Genomic DNA, 24,370 nt, shown 5'->3' on the forward strand with positions numbered 1-24,370 from the left:
CAGCAGTGCATCGTTCGCTGCGCGGATGTTCTTCCAAACAATATCTGACATCAGCTACCAAGAACGGTGGAACTCACAGCTTAAATATACATGGCAGGGAGTCATCGGGCGGGGAAGTCCCCTTCGCCTTGCCGAGCGGCCGGGGTGCCGCAGGGTCGGGGCGGCATGGACGCCGCCCCGAGGTTCGCCGCGACAGGACGTCGCGTCGAACCGACCCGTCCGCGGTACCCCGGACGGGAGGGAAGCCCGCAGGGCCAAGGCGAGGGGTGCCCTTCTCTTTGGGCACTTTCTCTTGGGCAAGCAAGAGAAAGTGCCTCGCGCGCTGAGCACTGCACAGCAGAGAAATCGCTTCACGTAAGAGCGTGCGAAGAAGAGCCCATCACGCTAAAGGGTTCTCACCCCTTTTTCGCGGTTAAGGGCGTGCGCCCCCAAGTAACCCCTTCCACCTGAAGACAGGCTATCCGTTTCCACCCGACGGCACCCCATGATTTTTCAAGAGTTTATGAACAAACCATAGAAAAGCGCCAATCATATTCAAAAGAATACCCGCTACAAAAATCTTCGTTTCTCCCCCCATGCGTTCCCACCACGTCTCATTGAGCCTTACTCCTTCCATATAGACGATATCGACGGTGCCATTATATTTGATCTCGTCGGCGCTCAAGGGTCGAAAAGAGGAGCGCGCGCCACGAAGCTCCATAGCCGCACCTGATTCCAACTCATGAGTTTCGCCTTCAATTCGGACTTCTTGACTATCAAGGGCTCCAATTTGCGCAAACTCTATATGCGCCACATTGCGCGGCACGCTAACAGAATCGTAATCCGGAATAACAAGCCAACCGCCTCCTCCATACACATTCAAGGTATTATCTTCACTGATTTTTAAAAACGAGAACTCATCTTTTCTAACGAGCTGAAAAAGAACACCCGACATGGCAACCTCGGTGTCCACTTCAAAATTGCCTTCACCCAGATCATCAAGACCCGCCATCCGACAATCGAGCTTGGAGTCTGCTCTTGAAAAAGGCACAGGGTTAAAGCTTATTCGGCGCTCCTCCCCATCCACTTCGATCACAAGGTCACGAACCGCGGGCACCATACCAGAGGAATCATAATCAACCATTATCGACGACATAAATGCTGACATATCACTCGATGCTGTCCAATAACGCAACGCGCCGCCAGTAATAAAAAGCGAAGCTTTTGTGCGACCATCTTCACTTTCGTCAAACCGTAACATCCGAATATTTTCTTTTGTATCAAGGCCAAATTTATCATCATCTTCCGACACCACCCCTAGAGTTAAATCCGAACCCCCAGAGAGATATTGAGCGGAAAAATTCTGCACGTCAGGAAATACCCAATAAGGCCTGTCTCCTTCGGAGATTTCAAGCTGATCTAAGTCCTGATGGCACTCGACTGGAAAGTAAACCTGAAGGTCCCAGGTTGACTCAGGGACATCTTTGCGCCATTCCAAAGAATGAACACTTTTGGGACTGAGCCACCTGACCCTGTCTGACTCGAATTCTTTTTTAGAAAAAATTAGTGAATTCGACGTGGGACCAAATGAAGAGTCATCCGCTTTTTCGTCGAAACCATCTTGAAGAACATACGTAATATAAAACTCTCCCTTAAGGCTTCCCTCGATATACACAGGCTGAACGTAAAAAAGGAGCCAAACAGCAATGTAGACAAACACATTAAAGACAAACCCAGAAACAACTGGGGCCATCACCTCTATACTCCGCCTAACGCGAAATGATAAGTGGCGCTGACCCACCGCCATTTCACCAAGATGCTTCAAGATAACAACAAAACCGGCCACAAAAACCGATCCAAATAGTGACAAAACAAGAAGGATCCACAAAATGTCTAGTGATAAGCCGTCAGATATCGCCTGATATACCGCCCCAACCGCAACCTGAATAACAAAGTTTAGAGAAAAAGAGACGGCAAAAACGAATCTATAAGAAACAGCGTTAAAAGCCGCAAATATCAACACAAAAGCCAACGCCAACGAATACCAGACAAATGACGCGCTCAGCCAATCACCTAATCCGGATACTGGCGTCACTAACATTCGACTGACGGACTCAGGAGACGGGAGGAAGAACTGGGAAATATATATATAAACAACGGGTCCGGTGCCAATCACTAATGAAAGGCCAACAACATTAGCCAAAAAGACAGAGGCAGGACCGGAGGTTTCTCGCATCGTCACTCTTTGTTTTCTCATTTTATATAAAATTGAAATAACAATCAGACTCAATAAAGCAATAATAATTAACATTCAGATCCCTCTGATGAGCAGCAATGCGTCGATATAACAAAATAAAAGCCCGCTCAAAGCGGGCTTGGCATACTTATTTCAAATACGGTGGAGGAATCACTCCGGCCGCATATGCGGGAAGAGCAGCACATCCCGAATCGACGCCGAATCGGTCAACAACATGATCAACCGATCGATGCCGATCCCCTCCCCCGCCGTCGGCGGCATGCCGTGCTCCAGCGCGCGGATGTAGTCGGCGTCGAAGTGCATGGCCTCCTCGTCACCGGCTTCCTTCTCGTTGACCTGCTGGGCGAAGCGCTCGGCCTGATCCTCGGCATCGTTCAGCTCCGAGAAGCCGTTGGCAATCTCGCGGCCGCCGACGAAGAATTCGAAGCGCTCGGTGACGAACGGGTCGTCGTCCTTGCGGCGGGCCAGCGGTGAGACCTCGGCCGGGTACTCGGTGATGAAGGTCGGGTCGTGCAGCTTGTGCTCGGCGGTCTTCTCGAAGATCTCGATCTGCACCTTGCCGAGGCCATACGAGTCCTTGAGCGGGATGCCGAGCTTCTTCGCGACGGCACGCGCGTTATCGAGGTCGTCGATGTCGGCGGCGGTGAGATCCGGGTTATGGCGCAGGATCGCCTCGCGGACGGTCAGGCGCTCGAAGGGCTTGCCGAACTCGAAGGTGTCGCCCTGGTACTCGATCGAGGTGCCACCGTGGACTTCTTCGGCGCAGCGGCGCAGCAGGTCCTCGGTGAGGTTCATCAGGTCGTTGTAGTCGGCGTAGGCCTGGTAGAACTCGACCATGGTGAATTCGGGGTTGTGCCGCGTGGACAGGCCCTCGTTACGGAAGTTGCGGTTGATCTCGTAGACCCGCTCGAAGCCGCCGACCACCAGGCGCTTGAGGAACAGCTCCGGCGCGATGCGCAGGTACAGCGGCATGTCGAGCGCGTTGTGGTGGGTGACGAACGGCTTGGCCGACGCCCCGCCCGGGATGGCCTGCATCATCGGCGTCTCGACTTCCAGGAAGCCGTGGCCGTCGAGGTAGTCGCGGATGAAGCGGATCACGCGGCTGCGCAGGCGGAAGGTCTCGCGCGCCGACTCGTTCATGACGAGATCGAGGTAGCGCTGGCGATAGCGGGCCTCGGTGTCGGACAGGCCGTGGTACTTGTCCGGCAGCGGGCGCAGGCTCTTGGTGAGCATGCGGATGGAATCCACGCGCACGGAGAGCTCGCCCTTGTTGGTCTTGAAGAGCACGCCCTCGCCGCCGACGATGTCGCCGATGTCCCAGGTCTTGAAGTCCTGGTAGACGTCCGCGCCGACGTCGTCGCGGGCGACGTAGAACTGGATGCGGCCGGACTGGTCGAGGATGGAGAGGAAGCTTGCCTTGCCCATCACCCGCTTGGCCATGACGCGGCCGGCAACCGCGACGCGCACGGTGTTCTCCTCGAACCACGGCTTGTCGTGCTCGCCGTACTCGGCCTGCAGTTCGCCTGCCATGTGTTCCCGGTCGAAGTCGTTGGGGAACGGGTTGCCGGTCTCGCGCAGCTTCTTGAGCTTCTCGCGGCGCTCGGCAATCAGTTGGTTCTCGTCGAGTTCGGGCTTTTGCTCGGCCATGGTGTCGGCTCTTTGTGATGTGTTGGGGCCGGGCGTGCCCGGCGGAATCGTGTTCGGCAATTGGCAACGTCGCTGTGGGAGCTTGCCTTGCAAGCGAATCGCGCCCTGGTTCGTTGAGCGGGGCGCGAGTTCCCGTTTCGGCCTTGTGCCCGGCCTGAACGGGGACGGCCGCTACCGCGGCCTTCGCGAGCGGGGCTCGCTCCCACAGTGGGGCTTCGTCGTGTCTTACAGGCCGCTCTTGAGGCTGGCCTCGATGAACGGGTCGAGATCGCCGTCGAGCACCGCCTGCGTGTTGCCGGTCTCGTGGCTGGTGCGCAGGTCCTTGATGCGGCTCTGGTCGAGCACGTAGGAGCGGATCTGGCTGCCCCAGCCGACGTCGGCCTTGGTGTCCTCGACGGCCTGGGCCTCGGCGCGGCGCTTCTGCATCTCCAGCTCGTAGAGCTTGGCCTTGAGCTGCTTCATCGCCCGATCCCGGTTCTGGATCTGCGAGCGCTCGGACTGGCACGCCACCACCACGCCGGTGGGGATGTGCGTGAAGCGCACCGCCGACTCGGTCCGGTTGACGTGCTGACCGCCGGCCCCGGAGGCACGGTAGACGTCGGTACGGATGTCCGCCGGGTTGATCTCGATCTCGATGTTGTCGTCCACCTCGGGGGAGACGAACACCGAGGCAAACGAGGTGTGCCGGCGGTTGTCCGAGTCGAACGGCGACTTGCGTACCAGGCGATGCACGCCGGTCTCGGTGCGCAGCCAGCCGAAGGCGAACTCGCCCTCGAAGCGGATGGTGGCCGACTTGATGCCGGCGACCTCGCCGTCGGAGATCTCGATGATCTCGGTCTTGAAGCCGTGCTTCTCGCCCCAGCGCAGGTACATGCGCAGCAGGATGGAGGCCCAGTCCTGCGCCTCGGTGCCGCCGGCGCCGGCCTGGATGTCCATGAAGGCGTTGGACTCGTCCATCTCGCCGGAGAACATGCGGCGGAACTCGAGGTCCTCGATCCGCTTCTCGAACTCCTGGACGTCGGACTCGACCGAGGCGATGGTGTCCTCGTCGTCTTCCTCGCCGGCCATCTCCACGAGCTCACGCGCGTCGGTCAGGCCGTCGCGCATCTCGGAGAGGGTGTCGACGATGCGCACCAGCGAGGCGCGCTCCTTGTTCAGTGCCTGGGCGCGATCCGGGTCGTTCCAGACGTCGGGCACTTCCAGCTCGCGATCGACCTCTTCCAGGCGTTCTTTCTTCTCATCGTAGTTAAAGATACCCCCGGAGCGACTCGGAGCGCTCGATGAGGTTGTCGATACGATTCAGGATCGGGTTGATTTCGGCCATGGAATGCGGTGTCGCTGGTAGTCGATAAGAGTTGAAGCAAGCGTCATCCGATCCAATCCGGGTGACGCCCGGATTCGACAGGAAGTGCGGTAGTTTACTGAATGCCCACGGTTACCTCAAAGCGCATGGCGACGGGAAAACGAGGGAGCGCCATCGCCATATTCCCAAGCGTTTTCCCTGTGGCATGATGAGGCTCGGCCACGCGCCCAAGGCATGCCGTTTCAGCTATATACCCGCCGGCGAATCGCCCAGTTCGACCCCACGCGAATTGCCCGGCCAACGGACGACGACTACCGACTATGGAACACCAGCAACAGCCCCTTTGCCCCGCCGCCCGGCGTTCAATCGGTCGGCTGGCCGCCGCGGCCCTCACCGGCCTGCTGCTCCTGCCACTCGCCGCGACGGCGGCGAACGACGCCCTGCCCGCCAAGGTGAACGCCGAGCTCGCCGCGCAGAAGCTGGATGCCAACCACCTGGGACTGTGGGTGCAGGCGGTCGACAGCGACACCCCGCTGATCAACCACCAGGGCGACCGGCTGTTCAACCCGGCCTCGGTGATGAAATTGGTGACCACGGTCGCCTCGCTGGACGTGCTCGGCCCGACCTTCCAGTGGAAGACCGAGTTCCTGGCCGATACCAAGCCGGTCAACGGCGTGATCAACGGCGATCTCTACATCAAGGGCTACGGCGACCCGTGGTTTCGCAGCGAGGACCTCTGGGACGCCGTGCGACGCCTGCGCGAACTGGGCGTGCAGGAGATCCGCGGCGACGTGATCCTCGACGATTCGTACTTCGCGCCGATCGCCGCCGACCCGGGCGACTTCGACAACCGCCCGGACCGCGTCTACAACGCCCTGCCCAACGCCCTGTTGCTGGACAACCGCGCCGTGCGCATCAGCATCACGCCGCACGGCCAGGGCGAATCGGCGGTGAGCACCTGGCCGCCGAACCCGCGCATGGCGCTGGACAACAGCCTCAACCTGGTCAACCAGCCCTGCCGCTCGGACACCAATCGCCCCGTGATCGACATCCGCAACCCGACCGATCCGGGCGCGGAGATCCAGGTGCGTGGCACCGTCTCGCGCCAGTGCGCGCCGCATCTCTACTACCGCGTCGCGGGCGACCCGCACGATGCCTTCTTCCACGCCTTCAAGGAACTGTTCGAGTCCGCCGGCGGCAGCATCACCGGCACCTGGCGCCAGGGGCTGGTGCAGGCCGGCGCGACCCGGCTGCTCACCCACGACTCCCGGCCGCTGTCGAACTACCTGTGGCTGATGAACAAGTGGTCGAACAACGTCATGGCGCGGCAGATCATGCTGACCATGGGCGCGGAGATCGAGGGCACCCCGGCCACCGAGCTCAAGGCCGCGCGCGTGATCGAGCGCTGGGCCGAGGACCGCGGCCTGAACTGGGACGGGGCGGTGGTCGAGAACGGCTCGGGCCTGTCGCGCATCTCGCGGCTCTCCCCGCGCCAGATCGGCCAGATGCTGCTCTCGGTCTGGACGAGCCCGTACATGGCCGAGGTGATGTCCACCCTGCCCATCGCCGGCATCGACGGCACGATGAGAAAGCGGCTGACCGACGGCTCGATCCGCGGCCACGCCCACATCAAGACCGGCACCCTGCGCGACGTGCGCGCCGGCGCGGGCTACCTGCTGGCCAAGTCCGGCCGGCGCTACGTGGTTGTCATGCTGCACAACGAACAGGGCGTGCAGTACGGCGGCGGCACGCGCGTGCAGGACGCCCTGCTGACCTGGTTGTACGAGAACGGCTGAACGCCGCCGGCACCTGACCCGACCGTAGGAGCGCCTTCAGGCGCGATGGGGCGACCGGTGGTTGCGTTTCGCGGCTAAAGCCGCTCCTACGCAGCCTTGCCGATCAATTGCTCGGCCTCGCAAGCTCCCGGTTCGGACTGCCGTTCCACTCGTTCGGGACGCACGCCGGCGCGATCGAGCACGGCTTCAACATCCCACCCCAACCACTTGAATCCCGGCGATTCGCATCCAATCATTCCGGTAGGAAACTGGTTTGATTGGAGGTGAGACATGGCTGCTATCGATCGTATTCGTGACCGCTTCGAACAGATCGGCACGTCAATTACCGAGGGCTGGCGCCGCCTGACCGACGCGGCCGGCCAGGCGGTCACCCGCTTTACCCCGAGCCATCGCGAGTCCGCCGAGGGCAGTCATGACCTGGATCGACGCAACATCGGCTGGGGCCTGTTGCCGGTGGAGGTGTTCGACCAGGGCGGCCGGATCGAGGTGCGCCTGGAGGCGCCCGGGCTCGAGCGCGAGGACATCGAGGTGGAGGTGGTCGACGATCACGCGGGAACCTCTGCATGAATCGATAGTGCCTCTGCGGGACCGCCAAGGGTCCAGATGCAAGGCGCGGTGCGCCGTGAATGGCGGTCGCCATTCGCAAGCGCCGCAACGCCGCAGATGGGCCCTTGGCGGCCCGCCCGAGAGGGGCTCGCGGGTTTGCCCGCACTCGTCGTTGCCGGCCCTCGACGGGCAATGAGCCCGCCTTCGGCCCGGCGCCTCGATTGCGAACAAACCCGCGAGCCAGAGGCACCATCGATTCATGCAGAGGTTCCCTTGCGCATCGCCGGCGAGAAGCGCGTCGAGCGCGAACACCGGCAGGGGGAATACCACGTGGCCGAGTGTGCCTACGGCTGTTTTGCCCGACTGGTGCCGCTGCCGGCGGCGGTCAAGGCCGACTCAGCGCAGGCCCGCTACCGGAACGGCGTACTCAGCGTGACCCTGGACAAGGCCGAGGACAGCCGCCGCCGGCGCATCGAGGTCCAGAACGGTTAGACCTGACCCGGCTGGCCTCCCTCGACCAAAAGCCAGGCGGGCTCCCCCGCTTGCGGCCGGAACGCCACGTCCACCAGCCAGTGCCCGCCGGCCCGCACCGCGGCGAGCTGCCCGCCGATCTCCACCCCGATCGCCGCGGGACGCTCCCAGGGCGGGATGCCCTGATCCTGGAACCATTGCTTGACCGGCAGGCTCGGTCGACCGACGGCCGGCCGCAGCCGTTCACTGCCGCCCACCGGCCGCAGGCGCCACGCCTCCGTGGTCTTTCTCAGCCGCCCCCCGTCGTCGTCGGACTCGGCGCTGACCGGCCGTCGACACAGTGCCCCGCCTTCGTCCAGCGACAGGCAGGACTGGTCGTCGGGCCAGTCCCGCGGCCGCGTCGGCTCGGGTAGCGATTGCAGCCAGTGAATACGCTCCCGGTAGCGACGCAACTGGCCGCCGGGCCACTCGAGCAGCGGCTGGCGGTCGGCCGCGGCGGTACGCAGCTGGGCAAGCCATTCGCCCAGCCGTTCCGGGGGCGGCGGCAGGCAACCCAGGCGGGCCAGCCACTGGCGCAGCAGGTTGCACTGGCGATGCGGCGGCAGGGCCGAGGCCCGGCGCCAGTCCAGCGTGGTCCGGTCGAGCGGCTGGCCGGCGTCCAGCTCGGCCAGCTCGCCGAGCAGGCCCTGCTCCATCGTCAGGCGCTGGGCGCTGGTGCGCACCCGTGAGACGGCATCCGGCCAGAAGGCGCGCAGCGCCGGCAGGACGTGGTGGCGCAGGTGGTTGCGGGCAAACCCCGGGTCGTCGTTGGCCGGGTCGTCGACCCACGAGAGCCCGCTCGAGCGGGCGGCGGCCTCGAGCTCGGCCCGGGGCGTGTCCAGGAAGGGACGCCAGTGCGCGAAGGCCGCCCGCGGCCGCCAGGCCGACATGCCCGACAGTCCTCGCCCACCGGAGCCGCGCATCAGGGCCAGCAGGATGGTCTCGGCCTGGTCCTCGGCGTGGTGCGCGGTCACCAGCACCGGGGGATGGGCGGGGTCGTCGGTCGCCGCCTCGGCGAGCGCGGCATCGAAGGCTCGGTAACGCGCGTCGCGGGCGGCCGCCTCGGTCGACCCCCGTCCGGCCGCCGCGGCACTCCGCTTGACGCGGACCTGGCGGGCGTCGAACGCGCAGTCGAACGCCTCGGCCTGTTCGCGGGCGACCTCGGCCCACGCGGGGGCATCGGGGTGCAGGCCGTGATCGACATGGATCACCGACAGGCGGGCAAATCGTCCTTGCTCGCGCCATTGCGACAGGCGCGTCAGGGCGCCGAGGGAATCGCGCCCGCCGGAGCTGGCGAGCAGGACGTGGGCGGCCGGATCGGGGGCCACCGGGCGCGGCATGCCGTCCGGGCCGACCACCGTGCCCGGCGCGAAATCAGCGTTCGGTGAACTCACCGTAGCTCATCAGGCGCTCGTAGCGCCGCTCGAGCAGCGCCTGGGTGGGTCGGTCGATCTGGGCGAGCACCGCCTTCTTGAGGCTGCTCTTGAGCGAGCGGGCCATGGCCGGCACGTCGCGGTGCGCGCCGCCACAGGGCTCGGGGATGATCTCGTCGATCAGGCCCAGGCTCTTGAGCCGGTCGGCGGTGACGCCCAGCGCCTCGGCGGCTTCCGGGGCCTTCTCGGCGCTCTTGTAGAGGATCGAGGCGCAGCCCTCCGGGGAGATCACCGAGTAGGTGCTGTACTGGAGCATCATCACGTGGTCGCCCACGCCGATGGCCAGCGCGCCACCGGAGCCGCCCTCGCCGATCACCGTGACGATGATCGGGGTCTCGAGCTCGGCCATCACGTAGAGGTTGCGGGCGATCGCCTCGCTCTGGCCGCGCGCCTCGGCGTCGATGCCCGGGTAGGCGCCCGGGGTGTCGATGAAGGTCAGGACCGGCAGGCCGAACTTCTCGGCCAGCTCCATCAGGCGCTTGGCCTTGCGGTAGCCCTCCGGACGCGGCATGCCGAAGTTGCGGCGGATCTTCTCCTTGGTGTCCCGACCCTTCTGCTGGCCGATCACCATCACCGGCAGGCCGTCGAGGCGCGCCATGCCGCCGATGATCGCCGGGTCGTCGCCGAAGGCACGATCGCCGTGCAGTTCGCGGAAGTCGGTGAACACCCGCTGGAGATAGTCGGTGAGGTAGGGACGCTGCGGGTGGCGCGCGAGCTGGTTGACCTGCCAGGCGCCGAGATTGGCGAAGATCGAGCGCGTCAGGTCCGTCGACTTGGTGCGCAGCCGCTCGATTTCCTCGTCGATGTCCAGGCCCTGGTCGTCGTCCATGAGCTGGAGCTCGCGGATCTTGGCCTCGAGTTCGGCGATCGGCTGTTCAAAGTCGAGATAGTTCGGATTCATAGACGGCTGCGCGGTGTGGGCGGGTAGTCGGTATACCGTCTCGCGGTCGGTACCGGGGCCGAAACAAACGCCCTGACGGTTCGGACCGGGCGGCGAGACAGACGCGTATTGTGCCGAAATTGCGCCCGCAGCGTAAATCCGGGGCGTTTCGGGTCGGTCAGCGGTCGCTTTCGTCGCTGGCCGGGTGCGGGGTGTGAACCGCGAGGTTGTCGATCAGGCGCACCTTGCCCAGCCTCGCGGCGACCAGCAGGCGCCCGTGCGGGACCAGCCGGGCCTGTTCCTCGAGACGCTCGTCGTCACAGTAGACCAGGTAGTCGACCACGAAGCCCTGCTGGGTCAGCCAGTGCCGGGCACCGGCGAGCGTCGCGGGCACCGTGTGGCCGCCGGCCAGCGACTCGGCCGCGCGCTTGAGGGCTCGGTGCACCGCCGGGGCCTGGCGACGCTGCTCGGGGTCGAGAAAGCGGTTGCGCGAGCTGATCGCCAGCCCATCGGGCTCGCGATGGGTGGGCTCGATGGCCAGCTCCACGTTCATGTCGAGGTCGGCGACCAGCCGCCGGATCACGGCGACCTGCTGGGCATCCTTCTCGCCGAACACGGCCACGTCCGGGCGCACCAGATTGAACAGCTTGGTGACCACGGTGGCCACGCCGGTGAAGTGTCCCGGCCGGGCCGCCCCCTCGAGGCGCTCGCCCAGCGGGCCGGCATCGACGCGCACGATGTCCTTTTGACCGCGCGGATAGAGCACCGCCTCGGTGGGCAGGAAGACCGCCGCGACGCCGGCCTGCTCGAGAAGTTCGAGGTCGCGCTCCTCGGTACGCGGGTAGCGGGCGAGGTCGTCCGGGTCCTCGAACTGCAGCGGATTGACGAACACGCTCACGATCACGGCTTCGGCGCGCTGCTTGGCGTGATCGATCAGCGCCAGGTGGCCGGCGTGGAGGTTGCCCATCGTGGGCACGAAGCCCACGCGACGGGCATCGAACCCCTCCGATTCGCGCCAGTCGCGCAACGTCTCGATGTCGCGGATCACCTGCATCAGAAGCTTTCCTCGGCGGTGGGGAAGCGACGCGCACGCACGGCCTCGACGTAGGCGGCAAACGCCCCGTGGATCGAGCCACCCTCGGCGAGGAAATCGCGGACGAAGCGCGGTGGCTTGTCGGTCAGCCCCAGCATGTCGTGCATCACCAGCACCTGGCCGTCGGTGTCGGCCCCGGCGCCGATGCCGATCACCGGCACGTCGACCGCCTCGGCCAGCGCCCGGCCGAGTTCGCTGGGCACGCATTCGACCACCAGGAGATCGATGCCGGCGGCGACCAGGGCCTGGGCATCCTCGAGGATGCGGCGCGCGTCGGCGGCCTCGCGGCCCTGCACCCGGTAGCCGCCCAGCTTGCGCACGCGCTGGGGCAGCAAGCCGACGTGGCCGCAGACCGGCACGCCGCTGTCGGTCAGGGCACGCACGATCTCGGCCTTCTCGGCGCCGCCCTCGAGCTTGACCATGTCCGCGCCGCCCTCGCCCATCAGCACGCCGGCAGCATCCAGCGCCCGCTCGACGGTCGCGTCACTGAGAAACGGCATGTCGGCGACCACCAGGGCCTCGCCCACGCCGCGGCGGACCATGGCGGCGTGGTAGGCGACGTCCTCGACGGTGACCGCCAGGGTGTCACGCTGCCCCTGAACCACCATGCCGAGTGAATCGCCCACCAGGAAGGCATCGACCCCGGCGGCAGCGGCAACGCGCGCGAAACCCGCGTCGTAGGCGGTCAGCATGGCGATGGGCTGGCGGTCGGTCTTGGCCTGACGCAATCGGGTACGGGTCATGACGACCTCCGCGTGGGGGTGGTGCGTGGGTGGCGCGGCGCGTCCGGCCGACGACTTGCCGCACTAGTGGCGCGCGGCTCGTCCGCCCGCCGCTGCCAGCGCATGGCGCGCAGGAACCGCAGCGGGTGATCGGCAACCGCCTCGAGCCAGCCGGCCAGGGCGGTGCCGTCGGGCAGGCGGGCGTCGGGGCGAATCTCGAGCCAGGGGGCGAGCACGAAGTGCCGGCGGGCGATTTCCGGGTGCGGCACGGTCAGCTCGGCCGTGTCGATCCGGCGATCGCCGAAGGCGAGGATGTCCAGGTCGAGCATGCGCTCGCCCCAGTGGCGCGTGTAGGAACGCCCCGCCGCGCGCTCCAGGCCCTTCAGGGCCCGCAGCAGCGCCTCCGGGGCCAAGGCTGTCTCGATCTCGGCCACGGCGTTGACGTAGTCGGGCTGGTCCTGCGGGCCGATCGGCGGGTTGGCGTACAGGCCGGAGACGGCGCGCACCTGGCACAAGGGCAGGCTGTCGATCGCCTCGACGGCACGCTCGATCTGGTCGACCGGGTCACCGAGGTTGGCCCCCAGGCCGATGGTCGCGACTTCCCGAACCATCATTCCCCCGCAATCAGCTGTTGGCGGACTGCGGCTTGCCACCCGGCTTGCGCCGGCGCGGGCGACGGCGGCGACGCTTCTTGCCGAAGTCCGAGGGCTGCAGCGCCTCGATCGGCGCCTCGTCGCGGCTGCCTCGCTCCGGGGCGTGACGACGCCAGAAGGTGCAGACCGACTCGTCGACCTCGTTGGTGCGCGAGCGCAGGCAGAGGAAGTCCACCGCCGCGCGGAACCACGGCGCCTCGGTCAGCGCGCGTTGTTCCTCGGTGAGCGTGTCCGCGTCCTTGCCCTTGCCCGGGGCGTTCGCGGCCGGGGCATGGCGCTCGAGGTCCGGCTGCAACGCCCAGATCGCGCGGATGATCTCGGCCAGGCGGCGCGGGATCATCAGGCGCCGGGCGGCGACGGCCAGCACCTCGTCGGCGGCCAGGACGAGCGCGTCCTCCATCGGCACGCGCTGGTGCATCCACTGGACGCGGTGGCGGCCCAGCATGCGCCAGAACAGGCCGGCGAACAGGAAGGCCGGGTTGACCGGCAAGTCCTTGGCGACCCGCTCGTCGGTGGCCTCGAGCACCGGCTCGATCAGCACCCAGTCGCTGGCCGGGTCGTTGGGCTCGATCCAGGTCGAGAGGCTATCGAACAGGTACTCGAGCAGGCCGAGGCGCTTGAGCTCGAGCACGGTCTGGCGCCCGGCGCCGCCCTGAAGCAGCTTGACGGTCTCGTCGAACAGGCGGGCCGGCGAGATGTCGGCGAGCGTCTCGCGGCAATGCGCGATCGCCTGCTCGCTGTCGGGGGTGAGGTGGAAGCCGAGCTTGGCGGCAAAGCGTGCCGCGCGCAGCATCCGCACCGGGTCCTCGCGGTAGCGCGCTTCCGGCTCGCCGATCACGCGCAGGCGACCGCTGTGGATGTCGGTCAGGCCCTCGACGTAGTCGACCAGCTCGCCGGAGGCGAAGTCGAGATAGAGGGCGTTGCAGGCGAAATCGCGCCGCCAGACGTCCTCGTCGATGCTGCCGAAGACGTTGTCGCGCGTGATCATGCCGCCGTCGGCGCGCTTGACCTCGTCGGCGTCGCCGCCCCGGAAGGTGGTCACCTCGATCAGCTCGTCGCGGAAGACCACGTGGACGATCTTGAAGCGCCGGCCGATGATGCGCGCGCGCTTGAACAGGCGCTTGACCTCTTCGGGGCGCGCGTCGGTGACCACGTCGAAGTCCTTGGGGCTGCGCCCGCGCAAGAGATCGCGCACGCACCCGCCGACGGCGTAGGCCTCGAAGCCGGCCTCGTGCAGTCGCTCAAGGACGAACCGGGCGTTGTCGCTCAGGTCGTTGATCGAGATGCCGTGGGTCTCGGCGGGTATTCGGGTCTGGGTTGCTGTCACGTTGTCCGTCAAAACGGTCTGCCATTGCTCGCCGTGGCCGGCGTCGCCCCACATTCGGGCGGCCAGCGGGCCGGTCGCGTCACATCAACGCACCGACAGGCCACGGGTGGATTATGGAACCTCTGTACGGATTGCAGCGCCACGCCGGGGGTACCGGGGGAAGTGCCATTCGTGCAGAGGCTCCTTGAGAAAACCGGAGTCTATCACTATGGCCCTGATCTCGTGATCCACCGCCCCGGCCGGCCGCGATCGCCTTCGTTAAGGAAACTCTGCACGAATGCCATGCCACCCTGGCTTGGCGAGTCGTTCGTGATCAAGGCGCGCAGGGCGGTATGGCAGTCATGCAGAGTTTCCTTATAGCACCTCGCGCGCGCCCGCAGGATAAACACGTGCGACCCACCGCAAATCGCGTGCTGTCGCGGCTTTCGCGGCATCGATCGGCCGTTGATCGGAAACTTCTATGCTAGGATTTTCGGCTGATTGCGTCCGTTGCTTGACGGCCGCAGGCCCCCATTCACCCGCATAAGGACGGTGTTCGTGAACCCGATCGAACTCTTGGCCGCAGTCGTCTTGCTGCCGTTCCTGGCCGCCCCGGTGGCGGCCTGGAGCGCCCGCATCAATCGCTACGCGGCCGCCTGGGTGGCCGGTGGCGCGACGCTGCTCGCGCTGGCGCTGTTCGCCTGGCTGGTCGCCGGGCACATCGGCCAGATGCCGGTGGCCACCTCGCACGCCTGGATCGAGGCCGCGGGCCTGACGTTCGGTTTCCGCCTCGACGGCCTGTCGCTGTTGTTCACCGGCCTGATCTTGGTGATCGGCCTGCTGATCGTCATCTACGCCCGCTACTACCTCTCGCCCAACGACTCGATGGGGCGCTTCTTCGCCTACATGATGATGTTCATGGGCGCGATGCTGGGCGTGGTGCTCTCCGAGAACATGATCAACCTGGTCATCTTCTGGGAGCTGACCTCGCTGGCCTCCTTCCTGCTGATCAGCTACTGGCAGCATCGCAAGGAGGCCCGCTACGGCGCGCGTCTCGCGCTGGCGATCACCGGGGCCGGCGGGCTGGCCCTGCTCGGCGGGGTGCTGATCCTCGGCCACATCGTCGGCTCCTACGAGCTGACCGACGTGCTGGCCAACGGCGAGCTGATCAAGAACCATGAGCTCTACGCCCCGGCACTGATCCTGATCCTGCTGGGCGTGTTCACGAAATCCGCGCAGTTCCCGTTCCACTTCTGGCTGCCCAACGCCATGGCCGCGCCGACGCCGGTCTCGGCCTACCTGCACTCGGCGACGATGGTGAAGGCCGGCATCTTCCTGCTGGCGCGCTTCTTCCCGGCGCTGGCCGGCACGGAGCTGTGGGTGATCATCGTCTCCACCGCGGGCCTGATCACGTTCCTGCTGGGCGCCTACACGGCCCTGTTCCGCCATGACCTCAAGGGACTGCTGGCCTACTCGACCATCAGTCATCTGGGCCTGATCACGCTGCTGTTCGGCTTCGGCACGCCGCTGGCCGCCGTGGCGGGCATCTTCCACATCATCAACCACGCCACCTTCAAGGCCAGCCTGTTCATGGTCGCCGGCATCGTCGACCACGAGACCGGCACCCGCGACATGCGCCGCCTGGGCGGGCTGGTCAAGTACATGCCGCACACGGCGGCACTGGGCATGATCGCGGCGATGGCGATGGCGGGCGTGCCGCTGTTCAACGGCTTTCTCTCCAAGGAGATGTTCTTCACCGAGTCGGTGCGCGTCGCTGGCGACATCGGCCCGGTCTGGCTGCTGCCGATCCTGGTCTCGCTGGGTGGCCTGTTGTCGGTGGCCTATTCCCTGCGCTTCGTGCACGACACCTTCTTCGGCAAGCCCGACGGCGACCTGCCGAAGAAACCCCACGAGCCGCCCGGCATGATGAAGCGTCCGGTCGACCTGCTGGTGGTGCTGTGTCTCGCCGTGGGCATCCTGCCGGCGCTGGTGGTCGGCCCGCTGCTGCACATCGCCGTGACCGGGGTGCTGCAGGCCGAGCCGCCCTACTACAGCCTGTCGCTGTGGCACGGCCTCAACCTGCCGCTGCTGATGAGCGCGATCGCCCTGGTCGGTGGTCTTCTGATCTACCTCTACCGCGCGCCCATCTTCCGCTGGCATGCCCGGTCGCTGGCACACCTGGATGCGCGCGCCGTCTACAACCGCCTCATGGAACTGCTGATGCGCGCCGGCGCCGGCGTGACCGGCGGGCTCGACAACGGCCGGCTGGGTCGGATCGTGCTGCTGACCCTGCTGTTCTCGTTGCTCGCGGGCCTGGCGGGCTACCTTCAGACCGCGGGTCTGCCGGGCGTGCAGGCGGCGCTCGATCGCGGCACGGTCGAGGACAGCGGCGACTGGGTGACCTGGCTCGGGATGCTCCTGATCATCATCGCCACCGTGGTCACGGCCGTCGGTCATCGCCAGCGCCTGTTCGCGCTGATCTCGATGAGCGTGGTCGGCCTGGGTGTGGCGATGATCTTCGCCCGCTTCTCGGCACCGGACCTGGCCATGACCCAGCTCTCGGTCGAGGTGGTCACCATGATCCTGTTGCTGCTGGCCCTGTTCTACCTGCCGCAGCAGAGCCGCAAGCTCTCCTCGCCGGCCCGGCGCTGGCGTGATGCCGGTATTGCCACGGGGATCGGCGGCGGGATCGCGGCACTGACCTACGCGATCATCAGTCGGCCGTTCGAGACCATCTCCGGCTACTTCCTGGAGCATTCCGTGCCCGGGGGTGGCGGCACCAACGTGGTCAACGTGATCCTGGTCGACTTCCGGGGCTACGACACCTTCGGCGAGATCACGGTGCTGGCGCTGGCCGCACTCGGTATCTTCGCCATGCTGCACAACCTGTCGCTGCCCTCCTCGCGACGCGACCCGTTCGGGCGCGCCTGGAGCGACGACCCGCACCCGCTGATGCTGCGCACCTTCGCGCAGATCATCCTGCCGCTGACCCTGCTGTTCGGCGTCTACGTGTTCCTGCGCGGGCACAACGAACCGGGCGGCGGCTTCATCGCCGGGCTGATCGTGGCCAGCGCGCTGGTGGCGCAGTACATGGCCTTCGGCATCGAGAACACCGAACGCAAGCTGCATCTGCCGATCCACGGCATCATCGGCGCCGGGCTCCTGATCTCGCTGGGGACCGGGCTGGTCGCCATGGCGGCGGGCGTGCCGTTCCTCACCTCCAACACCTGGCACTTCACGCTGCCCCTGATCGGTGAGATCCACCTCGCCTCGGCACTCGGCTTCGACCTGGGCGTGTTCCTGGTGGTGGTCGGCTCGACCATGCTGATCCTGCTGAATCTCGGCCGGCTGACCGACCACGCGATCGAGCATCCCGACTACGCATCCATCGAGGCAAGCCCCGCGGACGGCGATAGCCGTGGGGGGAGAGACGCATGACCAACCTGGCCATTTCCCTGCTCATCGGCGTGCTCACCGGCGCCGGCGTGTACCTGGTGCTGCGCGCCCAGACCTTCCCGGTGGTGCTGGGGCTGACCCTGATGTCCTACGGGGTCAATCTGTTCCTGTTCACCATGGGCCGGCTGCACACCGCCGCCCCGGCCGTGGTGGGCGCAACCGAGCAATCGGCCGATGCCCTGCCCCAGGCGCTGGTGCTGACGGCCATCGTGATCGCGTTCGCCATGACCGCCTTCGTGATCGTGCTGGCACTGAAGGCCCGGGCCGCGCTCGGCAATGACCATGTCGACGGCACGCACATCCCGCAGGCCGACCGGGTGATCGATCGCCGCAAGGAGCCGCGCGCATGACCGACAACCTGATTTCCCTGCTGGTCTTCCTGCCGGTCGCCCTGGCGGCGATCCTCGCCATGACCGGGCAGCGCGCCCCGGCGCTCTCGCGGGCCATCAGCCTCGCCGGCGCGGCCACGTTGCTGATCGTCAGCGCCTGGCTGCTGCTGGGCGGATTCGGCAACACCGCACAGGTCATCGAGCTCGGGGGCTGGTCGGCGCCGTTCGGCATCGTGCTGGTGTTCGATCGGCTCTCGGGGCTGATGGTCGTGCTCACCTCGATCGTCGCGGTGCTCTCGCTGCTCTATGCCGTGCGTCGCGACGAGGATTCGGCCGGGCCGCACTTCCACGCCCTGTTCCAGGCGCAGCTGTTCGGCCTGAACGGCGCGTTCCTGACCGGCGACCTGTTCAACCTGTTCGTGTTCTTCGAGGTTCTGCTGCTGGCCTCCTACGGCCTGCTGCTGCACGGCGACGGTCGCAAGCGGACCCGGGCGGGTTTCCATTACGTGGTGGTCAACCTGATCGGGTCGACGCTGTTCCTGTTCGCCGTCGGCGCGCTCTACGGCACGGTCGGCAGCCTGAATCTCGCCGACATCACGCTCAAGCTTCCGCAAGTCGCCCCGGACGCGGTGCCGATCGTCACCACGGCGATCTTCCTGCTGTTCGTGGTGTTCCTGATCAAGGGCGCGGCCTTCCCGCTGTATCTCTGGCTGCCGGGGGCCTACGGCTACGCCTCGATCCCGGTGGCCGCCCTGTTCGCGATCATGACCAAGGTGGGCCTGTACTCGGTGCTGCGGGTCGATTCGGTCATGCTCTCGGGCAATACCATCGGCGGGCTGGTCGAGACCACCGCGCTGATCGCCCCCTGGCTGTTGTGGCTGGGGCTGATCACCCTGCTGCTCGCCGCCCTGGGCGTGGTGGCCGGACGGTTCCTGCGCCGGCAGATTGCCTACCTGATCGTCGCCTCGGTGGGCACGATCCTGATCGCCCTGGGCCTGGTCACCGGTTCCGAGCGCGAACTGGCCATCAGCGGCGCGCTGTATTACTGGATCCACACCACGGTGCTCAGCGCCGGGTTCTTCCTGCTGGCCGGGCTGTTGATCCGCCATCGTCCCGAGGCCGGCGACGGCATCGAGGCCGCCCCGCCCATGCCGCATGCCGTGCTGGTAGGCTCGCTGTTCTTCGCCTACGCGATCGCCATGGCCGGCTTGCCGCCTCTGACCGGCTTCTTCGGCAAGGTGATGATCCTCGCCGCGGCACTCGACAGTCCGCTGATGGCCCCGATCTTCGCGGTGGTGCTGACCAGCGGGTTGATCATGGTGATCGCCCTGGCGCGCGCCGGCAGCCGGCTGTTCTACCAGTCGCAGGCCACGCCGGGCCACCCGGCGCACGCCATGCCGCGGGGTGCGCGCACGGCCCTGCCGGGGCTGGCGCTGACCATCGCGCCGCTGGCCGTCGCCACGGTCATGGTCGTGGGTGCCCAGCCGCTGTCCGACTGGCTCGATGGGACCGCCCAGCAGATCACGACGCCGTCGGGCTACCTGGACGCGGTGATGCCGGATGGCATCCTGTCGCCGGAGACCGCGCCCGGCAAACTGGGCCAGGAGTACGAGGGAGGTAAACACTAATGCGCCGCATCCTGCCTCAACCCCTGCTGAGCCTCGTGCTGCTGGTCAGCTGGCTGGTGATCAACAACAGCATCCACCCCGGCTCGATCGTCATGGGCGCGATCGTCGCCCTGGTGATCCCCTGGATCACGCATCGCTTCTGGGAGATTCGCGCCGGGGTGAAAAGCCCCGTCGCCCTGCTGGGCTACCTCGGCATCGTGGTGATCGACATCATCCGCGCCAACTTCGTGGTTGCCCGCCAGGTGCTGGGCCCCAACCGCGCGTTGCGCTCGCAGCTGTTCGAGATGGAACTCGACCTCGAGGGCGCGCTGCCGGTGAGCATCCTGGCCGCGACCATCACGCTCACGCCGGGCACGGTCTCCTGCCGCATCAGCCCCGATCAGAGTCGCCTGTGGGTGCATGCCCTGCACGCCGACGACGTCGCCGAGGAGATCGCCGAGATCAAGCAGCGCTACGAGTCGCGCCTGATGCGGATCTTCGGCCAGACCGACCAGCGCACCGCGCGTTCCTCATCAACCCCGGGGACGGAATCATGATCCACGTCAGTCTCGGCATTGCCCTGGTCCTGATCGTCATCGCGATGGGACTCGCCACCTACCGCCTGTTCAAGGGCCCCGACCAGACCGACCGGGTGCTGGCACTCGACACCATGTCGATCAACGCGATCGCCCTGCTGATCGCCCTGGGCATCTGGTTCGAGACCTCGATCAACTTCGAGGCCGCGCTCCTGATCGCCGTGCTGGGGTTCATCACCACGGTGGCCTTGAGCAAGTACCTGATTCGCGGCGACATCGTCGAATAGCCCGGAGGCCATCATGCTTTTCGAACTCATCGTCAGTTTCCTGATCCTGTTCGGCGCCGCGTTCGTGCTGCTGGGCTCGCTGGGCCTGGCCAAGCTGCCGAGCTTCTTCATGCGCCTGCACGGCCCGACGAAGGCCTCCACGCTGGGCGTGGGCAGCATCCTGCTCGCCTCGGCGGTGTACTTCTCCAGCCGCGGCAGCCTCTCGGTCCACGAGATCCTGATCCTGGTCTTCCTGTTCCTGACCGCGCCGATCAGCGCCCTCTTGATGGCGCGCGCGGGCATCCACCGCGAACTGCCGGGTGACAACCCCCGCTTCGGTGACAACGATCGGGACGGTGACAAGGACTAGATTCATCTCGTAGCCGCCCGGAACCGAAAACACCCCGTGTCGATCGCCTCGACGCGGGGTGTTTTCGTTTGGACGGCGCTGGCTGGCGTTGACCCGAATCAGTCGACCGTGCAGCAAACCCGATGCAACCGCTCGATGGCCTCGAGCAGACCGGGGGTCATCTCCCAGCGATCCTGGCTGATGTAGAGGCGTACCGCGACGATGCCGGGCTCGCCGATCGGCTCGGGCAGCATTACGACGCTGTGGCCGACGGCGTTGATCACCGCGGGGTGGCCATCGCCGGCCTCCGCCGGCTCGGCGGCATCGCTGTGCACCCAGCGCCCCTCGCCGCTCACCAGCACCCGTCCGAGCTCGTCGGCCAGCGGCCGGAGCAGTGCCTGGTGATGGCGCAGACTCTCGGGGAGATGCGCCTCGAGATACGCGATCAACGCGGCGCGATCGTGGATCTCGGCGGCGGCGAGCGAGATCGTGCGCACGTCGAAGAACGGACTGGCCGGCTGCTCGGCCAACGTGGCGCCGAGTGATTGGCGTTCGGCCGGTGACACCGAGGCGCAGCGCGAGGTCAGATGGTCGATCTGCGCCCGCAAGGCGATGTCGTCCGTGGCGCGCGCCGGACGCAGCATGCCGATCATCCGCTCCGGCCGCCCCTCGCCGTCACGCAGGACGCGCAGCTCGAGCCACATCGGGCCGACGGCCTCCGCGCCGGGCAGGCGCCCCTCCAGCGCCAGCCGGTCGACCGCCCCGCGGGCGAAATACGCCGGCAACGCCGTTTCCGGATCACCGGCGAGCGGCGAGGCGGGGTCCGTGGGTTCGAACAGGTCAAAGAGCGCGCTGCCGACCAGGTCCTCGCGCGCCCGGCCGAACCATTCGGCCGCCTGGCGGTTGGCAACGATCACCTGCAACCGCCTCGGGTCGATCTCGATCAGGCCCAATGACGGCATCTCGAGCCAGGCGTGGTGCCAGAACTCGCGCTCGCGCAGGATGTCCGCGCTGCGGGCACGGTAGCGCCCGCGCAGAAAGCGCCAGAGGAACAGCAGGGCCGCGAACAGGCCCAGCGTCGAGAGCAGCGCCGTCAGGCTGAGCCACTTTTCCAGCTGGTCGACCGGCGCGAGCACGTCGCGGCGATCCTGGAGCACCAGCAGGCGGGCCGACAGGCGGGGCAACTCGACCGTCGCGTAGACCCGATCGGCGCCCTCGATGCGGGTCACGCCCTCTTCGGCGTCCGGGTCGCCCTCGATCTCCGACAGCCCGACGCGGATCCGATCGACGATGCCCGACGGGGTCTCGGCAACCGTCGAGGATTCCTGTCTCGGATCGAGGACCAGCATGGGCCAGAAGCTCGAGCCACTGCCGGGATCGGCCGGGGCGTTGATCAGCAGGGTGCGCAGCCCCTCGGCGGCACGCACGCGCCGCCCGTCGCTCTCGGCATCGGCCAACAGGCTCTCGGTATTCAACCGCGTCCAGAGCAACAGGTACCACGGACCGCGGGAGACCGCGGTGCGCTCGTCGTAGATGGGCAGGATCCAGAACAGGTCGACGCCACCGCGGCCGCGGGTGAAGCGGGTCACGGTGTGCACGTCGCCGGTGACCGCCGCCTGGTCGAACTGCAGCATGTCCGGTGGCACGACGTTGGTCGCCCCCGTCTGCAGCTGCGGGTTGCGGTCGGGGTCGAGCAAGGTGATTGAGCGGAACCGGCTGAGCAGGCTGCCGCGACGCAGGTCATCGGGGAACCCGTCGACCTCGCCCTCGTCCAGTCTCGTCACCCAGGCCTGGAGCCACTCGCTGCGCTGGGCCAGCGCGTCGACCTGCTGGTCACGCTCCTCGACCCAGTTCTCCAGCTCGATGGCGCGGATGGCGGCGAGGTTGGCGACCTCGCGCTGCGCCTTGTCGAGCAGCAGCGGGGCGTACTGGCGAGCGGCGACCGCGGCGATGAAGATCTGCATCACGGCGATCAGCACCAGGGCGACCAGCATGGCGGTCAGCCAGCCCTGGCGGGGGCGGGCACGCTCGTGACCGAAATCGACCACCCCCTGGCGTGCGGCGGTCAGACGGTCGACCAGCACGTAGAGCATCGCGCCGGTGACCAGCACGAAGATCTCGCCGAACACCAGGCCGGCGGTGGAGATTTCCCAGTGGGCACCACCCAGTCGGCCGAGCAGCCACTGGGTCACCCAGATCCACAACGAGGCCAGCAACAGGTAGGCGACCGTGATCGGCAATGCCGGTCGCATGGCCCCGATCTTCATATCAGGCGCCGATCCGGTCCCGGAAGGCGTTGAGGCGCTGGATGCTGCGCACGCGCCCCATCAACTCGAGGATAACGCCGAAGCTGGGCGAGGAGGTGTGCCCCAGCAAGGCGAGGCGCAACACCGGCCCGACCTTGCCGAGCTTGAGATCGAGCGTCTTGGCGACGCCCTTGACCGCCGCCTCGAGGGTGTCGGCGCTCTCCCAGACCGCGTCATCCTCGAGGGCGACGATCAGCGCGTCGACCACCATCGCGGCCGAGGCGTCCAGCTTCGCCATCGCGGCGGGATCGGGCTCGACGGCGTCCTGGTAGAAGGGTTTGGCCTGCTCGGCCATCTCGACCAGGGTGTGTACCCGGTCGACGTAGGCCGGGACGATCGACGCGGGCTTGGGGCCGAGCTCGTCCGGGTCGATGCCCAACTGGCCAAGGTGCCAGCGTAGCTCGGCGGCGACGTCGGCGACCGGCAGCTCGCGCATGTAGTGCTGGTTGAGCCAGCGCAGCTTCTCGGGGTTGATACTCGAGGCCGAGTGGTTGACGTCCTTGAGGTCGAACAGCTGGACCAGCTCGGCACGCGAGAAGATCTCCTCGTCGCCGTGCGACCAACCCAGGCGCACCAGGTAGTTGAGCAACGCCTCGGGCAGGAACCCGTCGTGGCGATACTGGACCACGCTGACCGCGCCGTGGCGCTTGGAGAGCTTCGCCCCGTCCGGGCCGTGGATCATCGGCAGGTGCGCGAACGCCGGCGGCTCGACGCCCAGCGCCCGGTACAGGTTGATCTGGCGCGGGGTGTTGTTGAGGTGGTCGTCACCGCGCACGACGTGCGTGATCCGCATGTCCATGTCGTCGACCACTACGGTGAGGTTGTAGGTCGGGGTGCCGTCGCCGCGGGCGATGATCAGGTCGTCGAGCTCGTCGTTGCGGAAGGTCACCCGGCCGCGGATGGCGTCCTCGACCACCACCAGGCCGTCCAGCGGGTTCTTGAAGCGCACCACCGGCTTGATGCCCGCCGGCGGGGTGCCGGTGAAATCGCGGTAACGACGGTCGTAGCGAGGTTTCTCGCCGCGCTTCATCTGCGCCTCGCGCAGCTCGTCGAGCTCCTCGCGGGTGGCATAGCAGTAATACGCCTTGTCCTCGGCGAGCAACTGGTCGATCACCTCGCGGTACCGTTCCATGCGCTCGGTCTGGTAGAACGGCCCCTCGTCGTAGTCGAGCCCCAGCCAGGTCATGCCCTCGAGGATCGCGTTGACGGACTCGGCGGTGGACCGCTCGCGGTCGGTGTCCTCCACGCGCAGCACGAACTCGCCACCGTGACGGCGTGCGAACAGGTAACTGAACAGGGCCGTGCGGGCGCCGCCAATGTGCAGGTAGCCGGTGGGCGACGGGGCGAAGCGGGTGCGAACGGTCATCGATACCTCGTTGCGAGCGAAATGCGGCCT

Annotated in this window: 20 protein-coding genes; 9 read left to right on the forward strand and 11 right to left on the reverse strand. The window is 66.5% G+C overall.

All coding sequences use genetic code 11. From position 1 onward, the window contains the following. Positions 1-457: 457 nt before the first annotated feature. From LV475_RS00820 to prfB, 3 genes are all read right to left on the reverse strand, one after another. Positions 458-2,290, reverse strand: a complete 1,833-nt coding sequence (locus LV475_RS00820; protein ID WP_136867182.1) for a hypothetical protein — start codon at positions 2,288-2,290, stop codon at positions 458-460. A gap of 96 nt (positions 2,291-2,386) precedes the next feature. Next, positions 2,387-3,883, reverse strand: coding sequence for a lysine--tRNA ligase (gene lysS / locus LV475_RS00825; RefSeq protein ID WP_250105552.1), 1,497 nt, complete (start codon positions 3,881-3,883; stop codon positions 2,387-2,389). Positions 3,884-4,108: 225 nt separating this feature from the next. After that, a protein-coding gene (prfB, locus tag LV475_RS00830) for a peptide chain release factor 2 (protein ID WP_136867184.1) occupies positions 4,109-5,207 on the reverse strand; the annotation gives its coding sequence in 2 pieces (ribosomal slippage) (positions 4,109-5,131 and positions 5,133-5,207; 1,098 coding nt in all). A gap of 299 nt (positions 5,208-5,506) precedes the next feature. Here prfB and dacB point away from each other — a divergent pair. The 3 genes from dacB to LV475_RS00845 all read left to right on the forward strand — a co-directional run bounded on the left by dacB (position 5,507) and on the right by LV475_RS00845 (position 8,020). Beyond that, positions 5,507-6,982, forward strand: a complete 1,476-nt coding sequence (gene dacB, locus LV475_RS00835; RefSeq protein ID WP_250105553.1) for a D-alanyl-D-alanine carboxypeptidase/D-alanyl-D-alanine endopeptidase — start codon at positions 5,507-5,509, stop codon at positions 6,980-6,982. Between the two features lie 270 nt (positions 6,983-7,252). Then, on the forward strand, positions 7,253-7,549 hold the full coding sequence (locus LV475_RS00840; protein WP_250105554.1) for an Hsp20/alpha crystallin family protein: 297 nt from the start codon (positions 7,253-7,255) through the stop codon (positions 7,547-7,549). 171 nt (positions 7,550-7,720) lie between these two features. Beyond that, positions 7,721-8,020: an Hsp20/alpha crystallin family protein gene (locus LV475_RS00845; protein WP_250105555.1), complete on the forward strand. Its 300-nt coding sequence runs from the start codon at positions 7,721-7,723 to the stop codon at positions 8,018-8,020. Here LV475_RS00845 and tilS read toward each other — a convergent pair. The 6 genes from tilS to pcnB form a co-directional block, all read right to left on the reverse strand. Continuing rightward, complete coding sequence (gene tilS / locus LV475_RS00850; RefSeq protein ID WP_250105556.1) at positions 8,017-9,432, reverse strand: tRNA lysidine(34) synthetase TilS; 1,416 nt, start codon at positions 9,430-9,432, stop codon at positions 8,017-8,019. The genes LV475_RS00845 and tilS overlap by 4 nt on opposite strands. After that, positions 9,413-10,372 (reverse strand): acetyl-CoA carboxylase carboxyltransferase subunit alpha, encoded by a 960-nt coding sequence (locus LV475_RS00855; RefSeq protein WP_136867686.1) that lies wholly within the window; start codon positions 10,370-10,372, stop codon positions 9,413-9,415. The genes tilS and LV475_RS00855 overlap by 20 nt, the downstream gene beginning before the upstream one ends. 157 nt (positions 10,373-10,529) lie before the next feature. Then, the gene (panC, locus tag LV475_RS00860) at positions 10,530-11,405 is read right to left on the reverse strand and encodes a pantoate--beta-alanine ligase (protein ID WP_250105557.1); all 876 of its coding nucleotides are present in this window, start codon (positions 11,403-11,405) and stop codon (positions 10,530-10,532) included. Continuing rightward, positions 11,405-12,187 carry a 3-methyl-2-oxobutanoate hydroxymethyltransferase gene (panB, locus tag LV475_RS00865; protein WP_250105558.1) on the reverse strand — a complete coding sequence of 261 codons (783 nt, stop codon included), beginning with the start codon at positions 12,185-12,187 and terminating at the stop codon, positions 11,405-11,407. The genes panC and panB overlap by 1 nt, the downstream gene beginning before the upstream one ends. Continuing rightward, complete coding sequence (folK, locus tag LV475_RS00870) at positions 12,184-12,780, reverse strand: 2-amino-4-hydroxy-6-hydroxymethyldihydropteridine diphosphokinase (RefSeq protein ID WP_250105559.1); 597 nt, start codon at positions 12,778-12,780, stop codon at positions 12,184-12,186. The genes panB and folK overlap by 4 nt, the downstream gene beginning before the upstream one ends. A 10-nt stretch (positions 12,781-12,790) precedes the next feature. Continuing rightward, positions 12,791-14,146 (reverse strand): polynucleotide adenylyltransferase PcnB, encoded by a 1,356-nt coding sequence (gene pcnB, locus LV475_RS00875; protein WP_250105560.1) that lies wholly within the window; start codon positions 14,144-14,146, stop codon positions 12,791-12,793. Positions 14,147-14,683: 537 nt separating this feature from the next. Between pcnB and LV475_RS00880 the strand changes: the two genes are divergently transcribed. The 6 genes from LV475_RS00880 to LV475_RS00905 are packed head-to-tail and all read left to right on the forward strand — an operon-like array spanning position 14,684 to position 20,689. Beyond that, entirely contained in the window at positions 14,684-17,563 is a 2,880-nt protein-coding gene (locus LV475_RS00880) for a monovalent cation/H+ antiporter subunit A (RefSeq protein WP_250105561.1), read from the forward strand. Next, entirely contained in the window at positions 17,560-17,931 is a 372-nt protein-coding gene (locus tag LV475_RS00885; RefSeq protein ID WP_136867692.1) for a Na+/H+ antiporter subunit C, read from the forward strand. The genes LV475_RS00880 and LV475_RS00885 overlap by 4 nt, the downstream gene beginning before the upstream one ends. Then, on the forward strand, positions 17,928-19,538 hold the full coding sequence (locus tag LV475_RS00890; RefSeq protein ID WP_136867693.1) for a monovalent cation/H+ antiporter subunit D: 1,611 nt from the start codon (positions 17,928-17,930) through the stop codon (positions 19,536-19,538). The genes LV475_RS00885 and LV475_RS00890 overlap by 4 nt, the downstream gene beginning before the upstream one ends. After that, positions 19,538-20,074, forward strand: a complete 537-nt coding sequence (locus tag LV475_RS00895; protein WP_136867694.1) for a Na+/H+ antiporter subunit E — start codon at positions 19,538-19,540, stop codon at positions 20,072-20,074. The genes LV475_RS00890 and LV475_RS00895 overlap by 1 nt, the downstream gene beginning before the upstream one ends. Further along, positions 20,071-20,340, forward strand: a complete 270-nt coding sequence (locus tag LV475_RS00900) for a K+/H+ antiporter subunit F (RefSeq protein ID WP_136867695.1) — start codon at positions 20,071-20,073, stop codon at positions 20,338-20,340. Before LV475_RS00895 ends, LV475_RS00900 begins: the two co-directional genes overlap by 4 nt. A gap of 13 nt (positions 20,341-20,353) precedes the next feature. Then, positions 20,354-20,689 carry a Na+/H+ antiporter subunit G gene (locus LV475_RS00905; RefSeq protein WP_136867696.1) on the forward strand — a complete coding sequence of 112 codons (336 nt, stop codon included), beginning with the start codon at positions 20,354-20,356 and terminating at the stop codon, positions 20,687-20,689. 98 nt (positions 20,690-20,787) lie between these two features. Here LV475_RS00905 and LV475_RS00910 read toward each other — a convergent pair whose 3' ends face one another. Both LV475_RS00910 and gltX read right to left on the reverse strand, forming a co-directional pair. Beyond that, positions 20,788-22,935 (reverse strand): hypothetical protein, encoded by a 2,148-nt coding sequence (locus LV475_RS00910; RefSeq protein ID WP_136867697.1) that lies wholly within the window; start codon positions 22,933-22,935, stop codon positions 20,788-20,790. A gap of 1 nt (position 22,936) precedes the next feature. Then, positions 22,937-24,340 carry a glutamate--tRNA ligase gene (gene gltX, locus LV475_RS00915; protein ID WP_136867698.1) on the reverse strand — a complete coding sequence of 468 codons (1,404 nt, stop codon included), beginning with the start codon at positions 24,338-24,340 and terminating at the stop codon, positions 22,937-22,939. Between the last annotated feature and the right edge of the window lie 30 nt (positions 24,341-24,370).

This window comes from Guyparkeria hydrothermalis, from assembly GCF_023555375.1.
In the GTDB taxonomy this organism is placed as follows: Bacteria; Pseudomonadota; Gammaproteobacteria; order Halothiobacillales; family Halothiobacillaceae; genus Guyparkeria; species Guyparkeria hydrothermalis.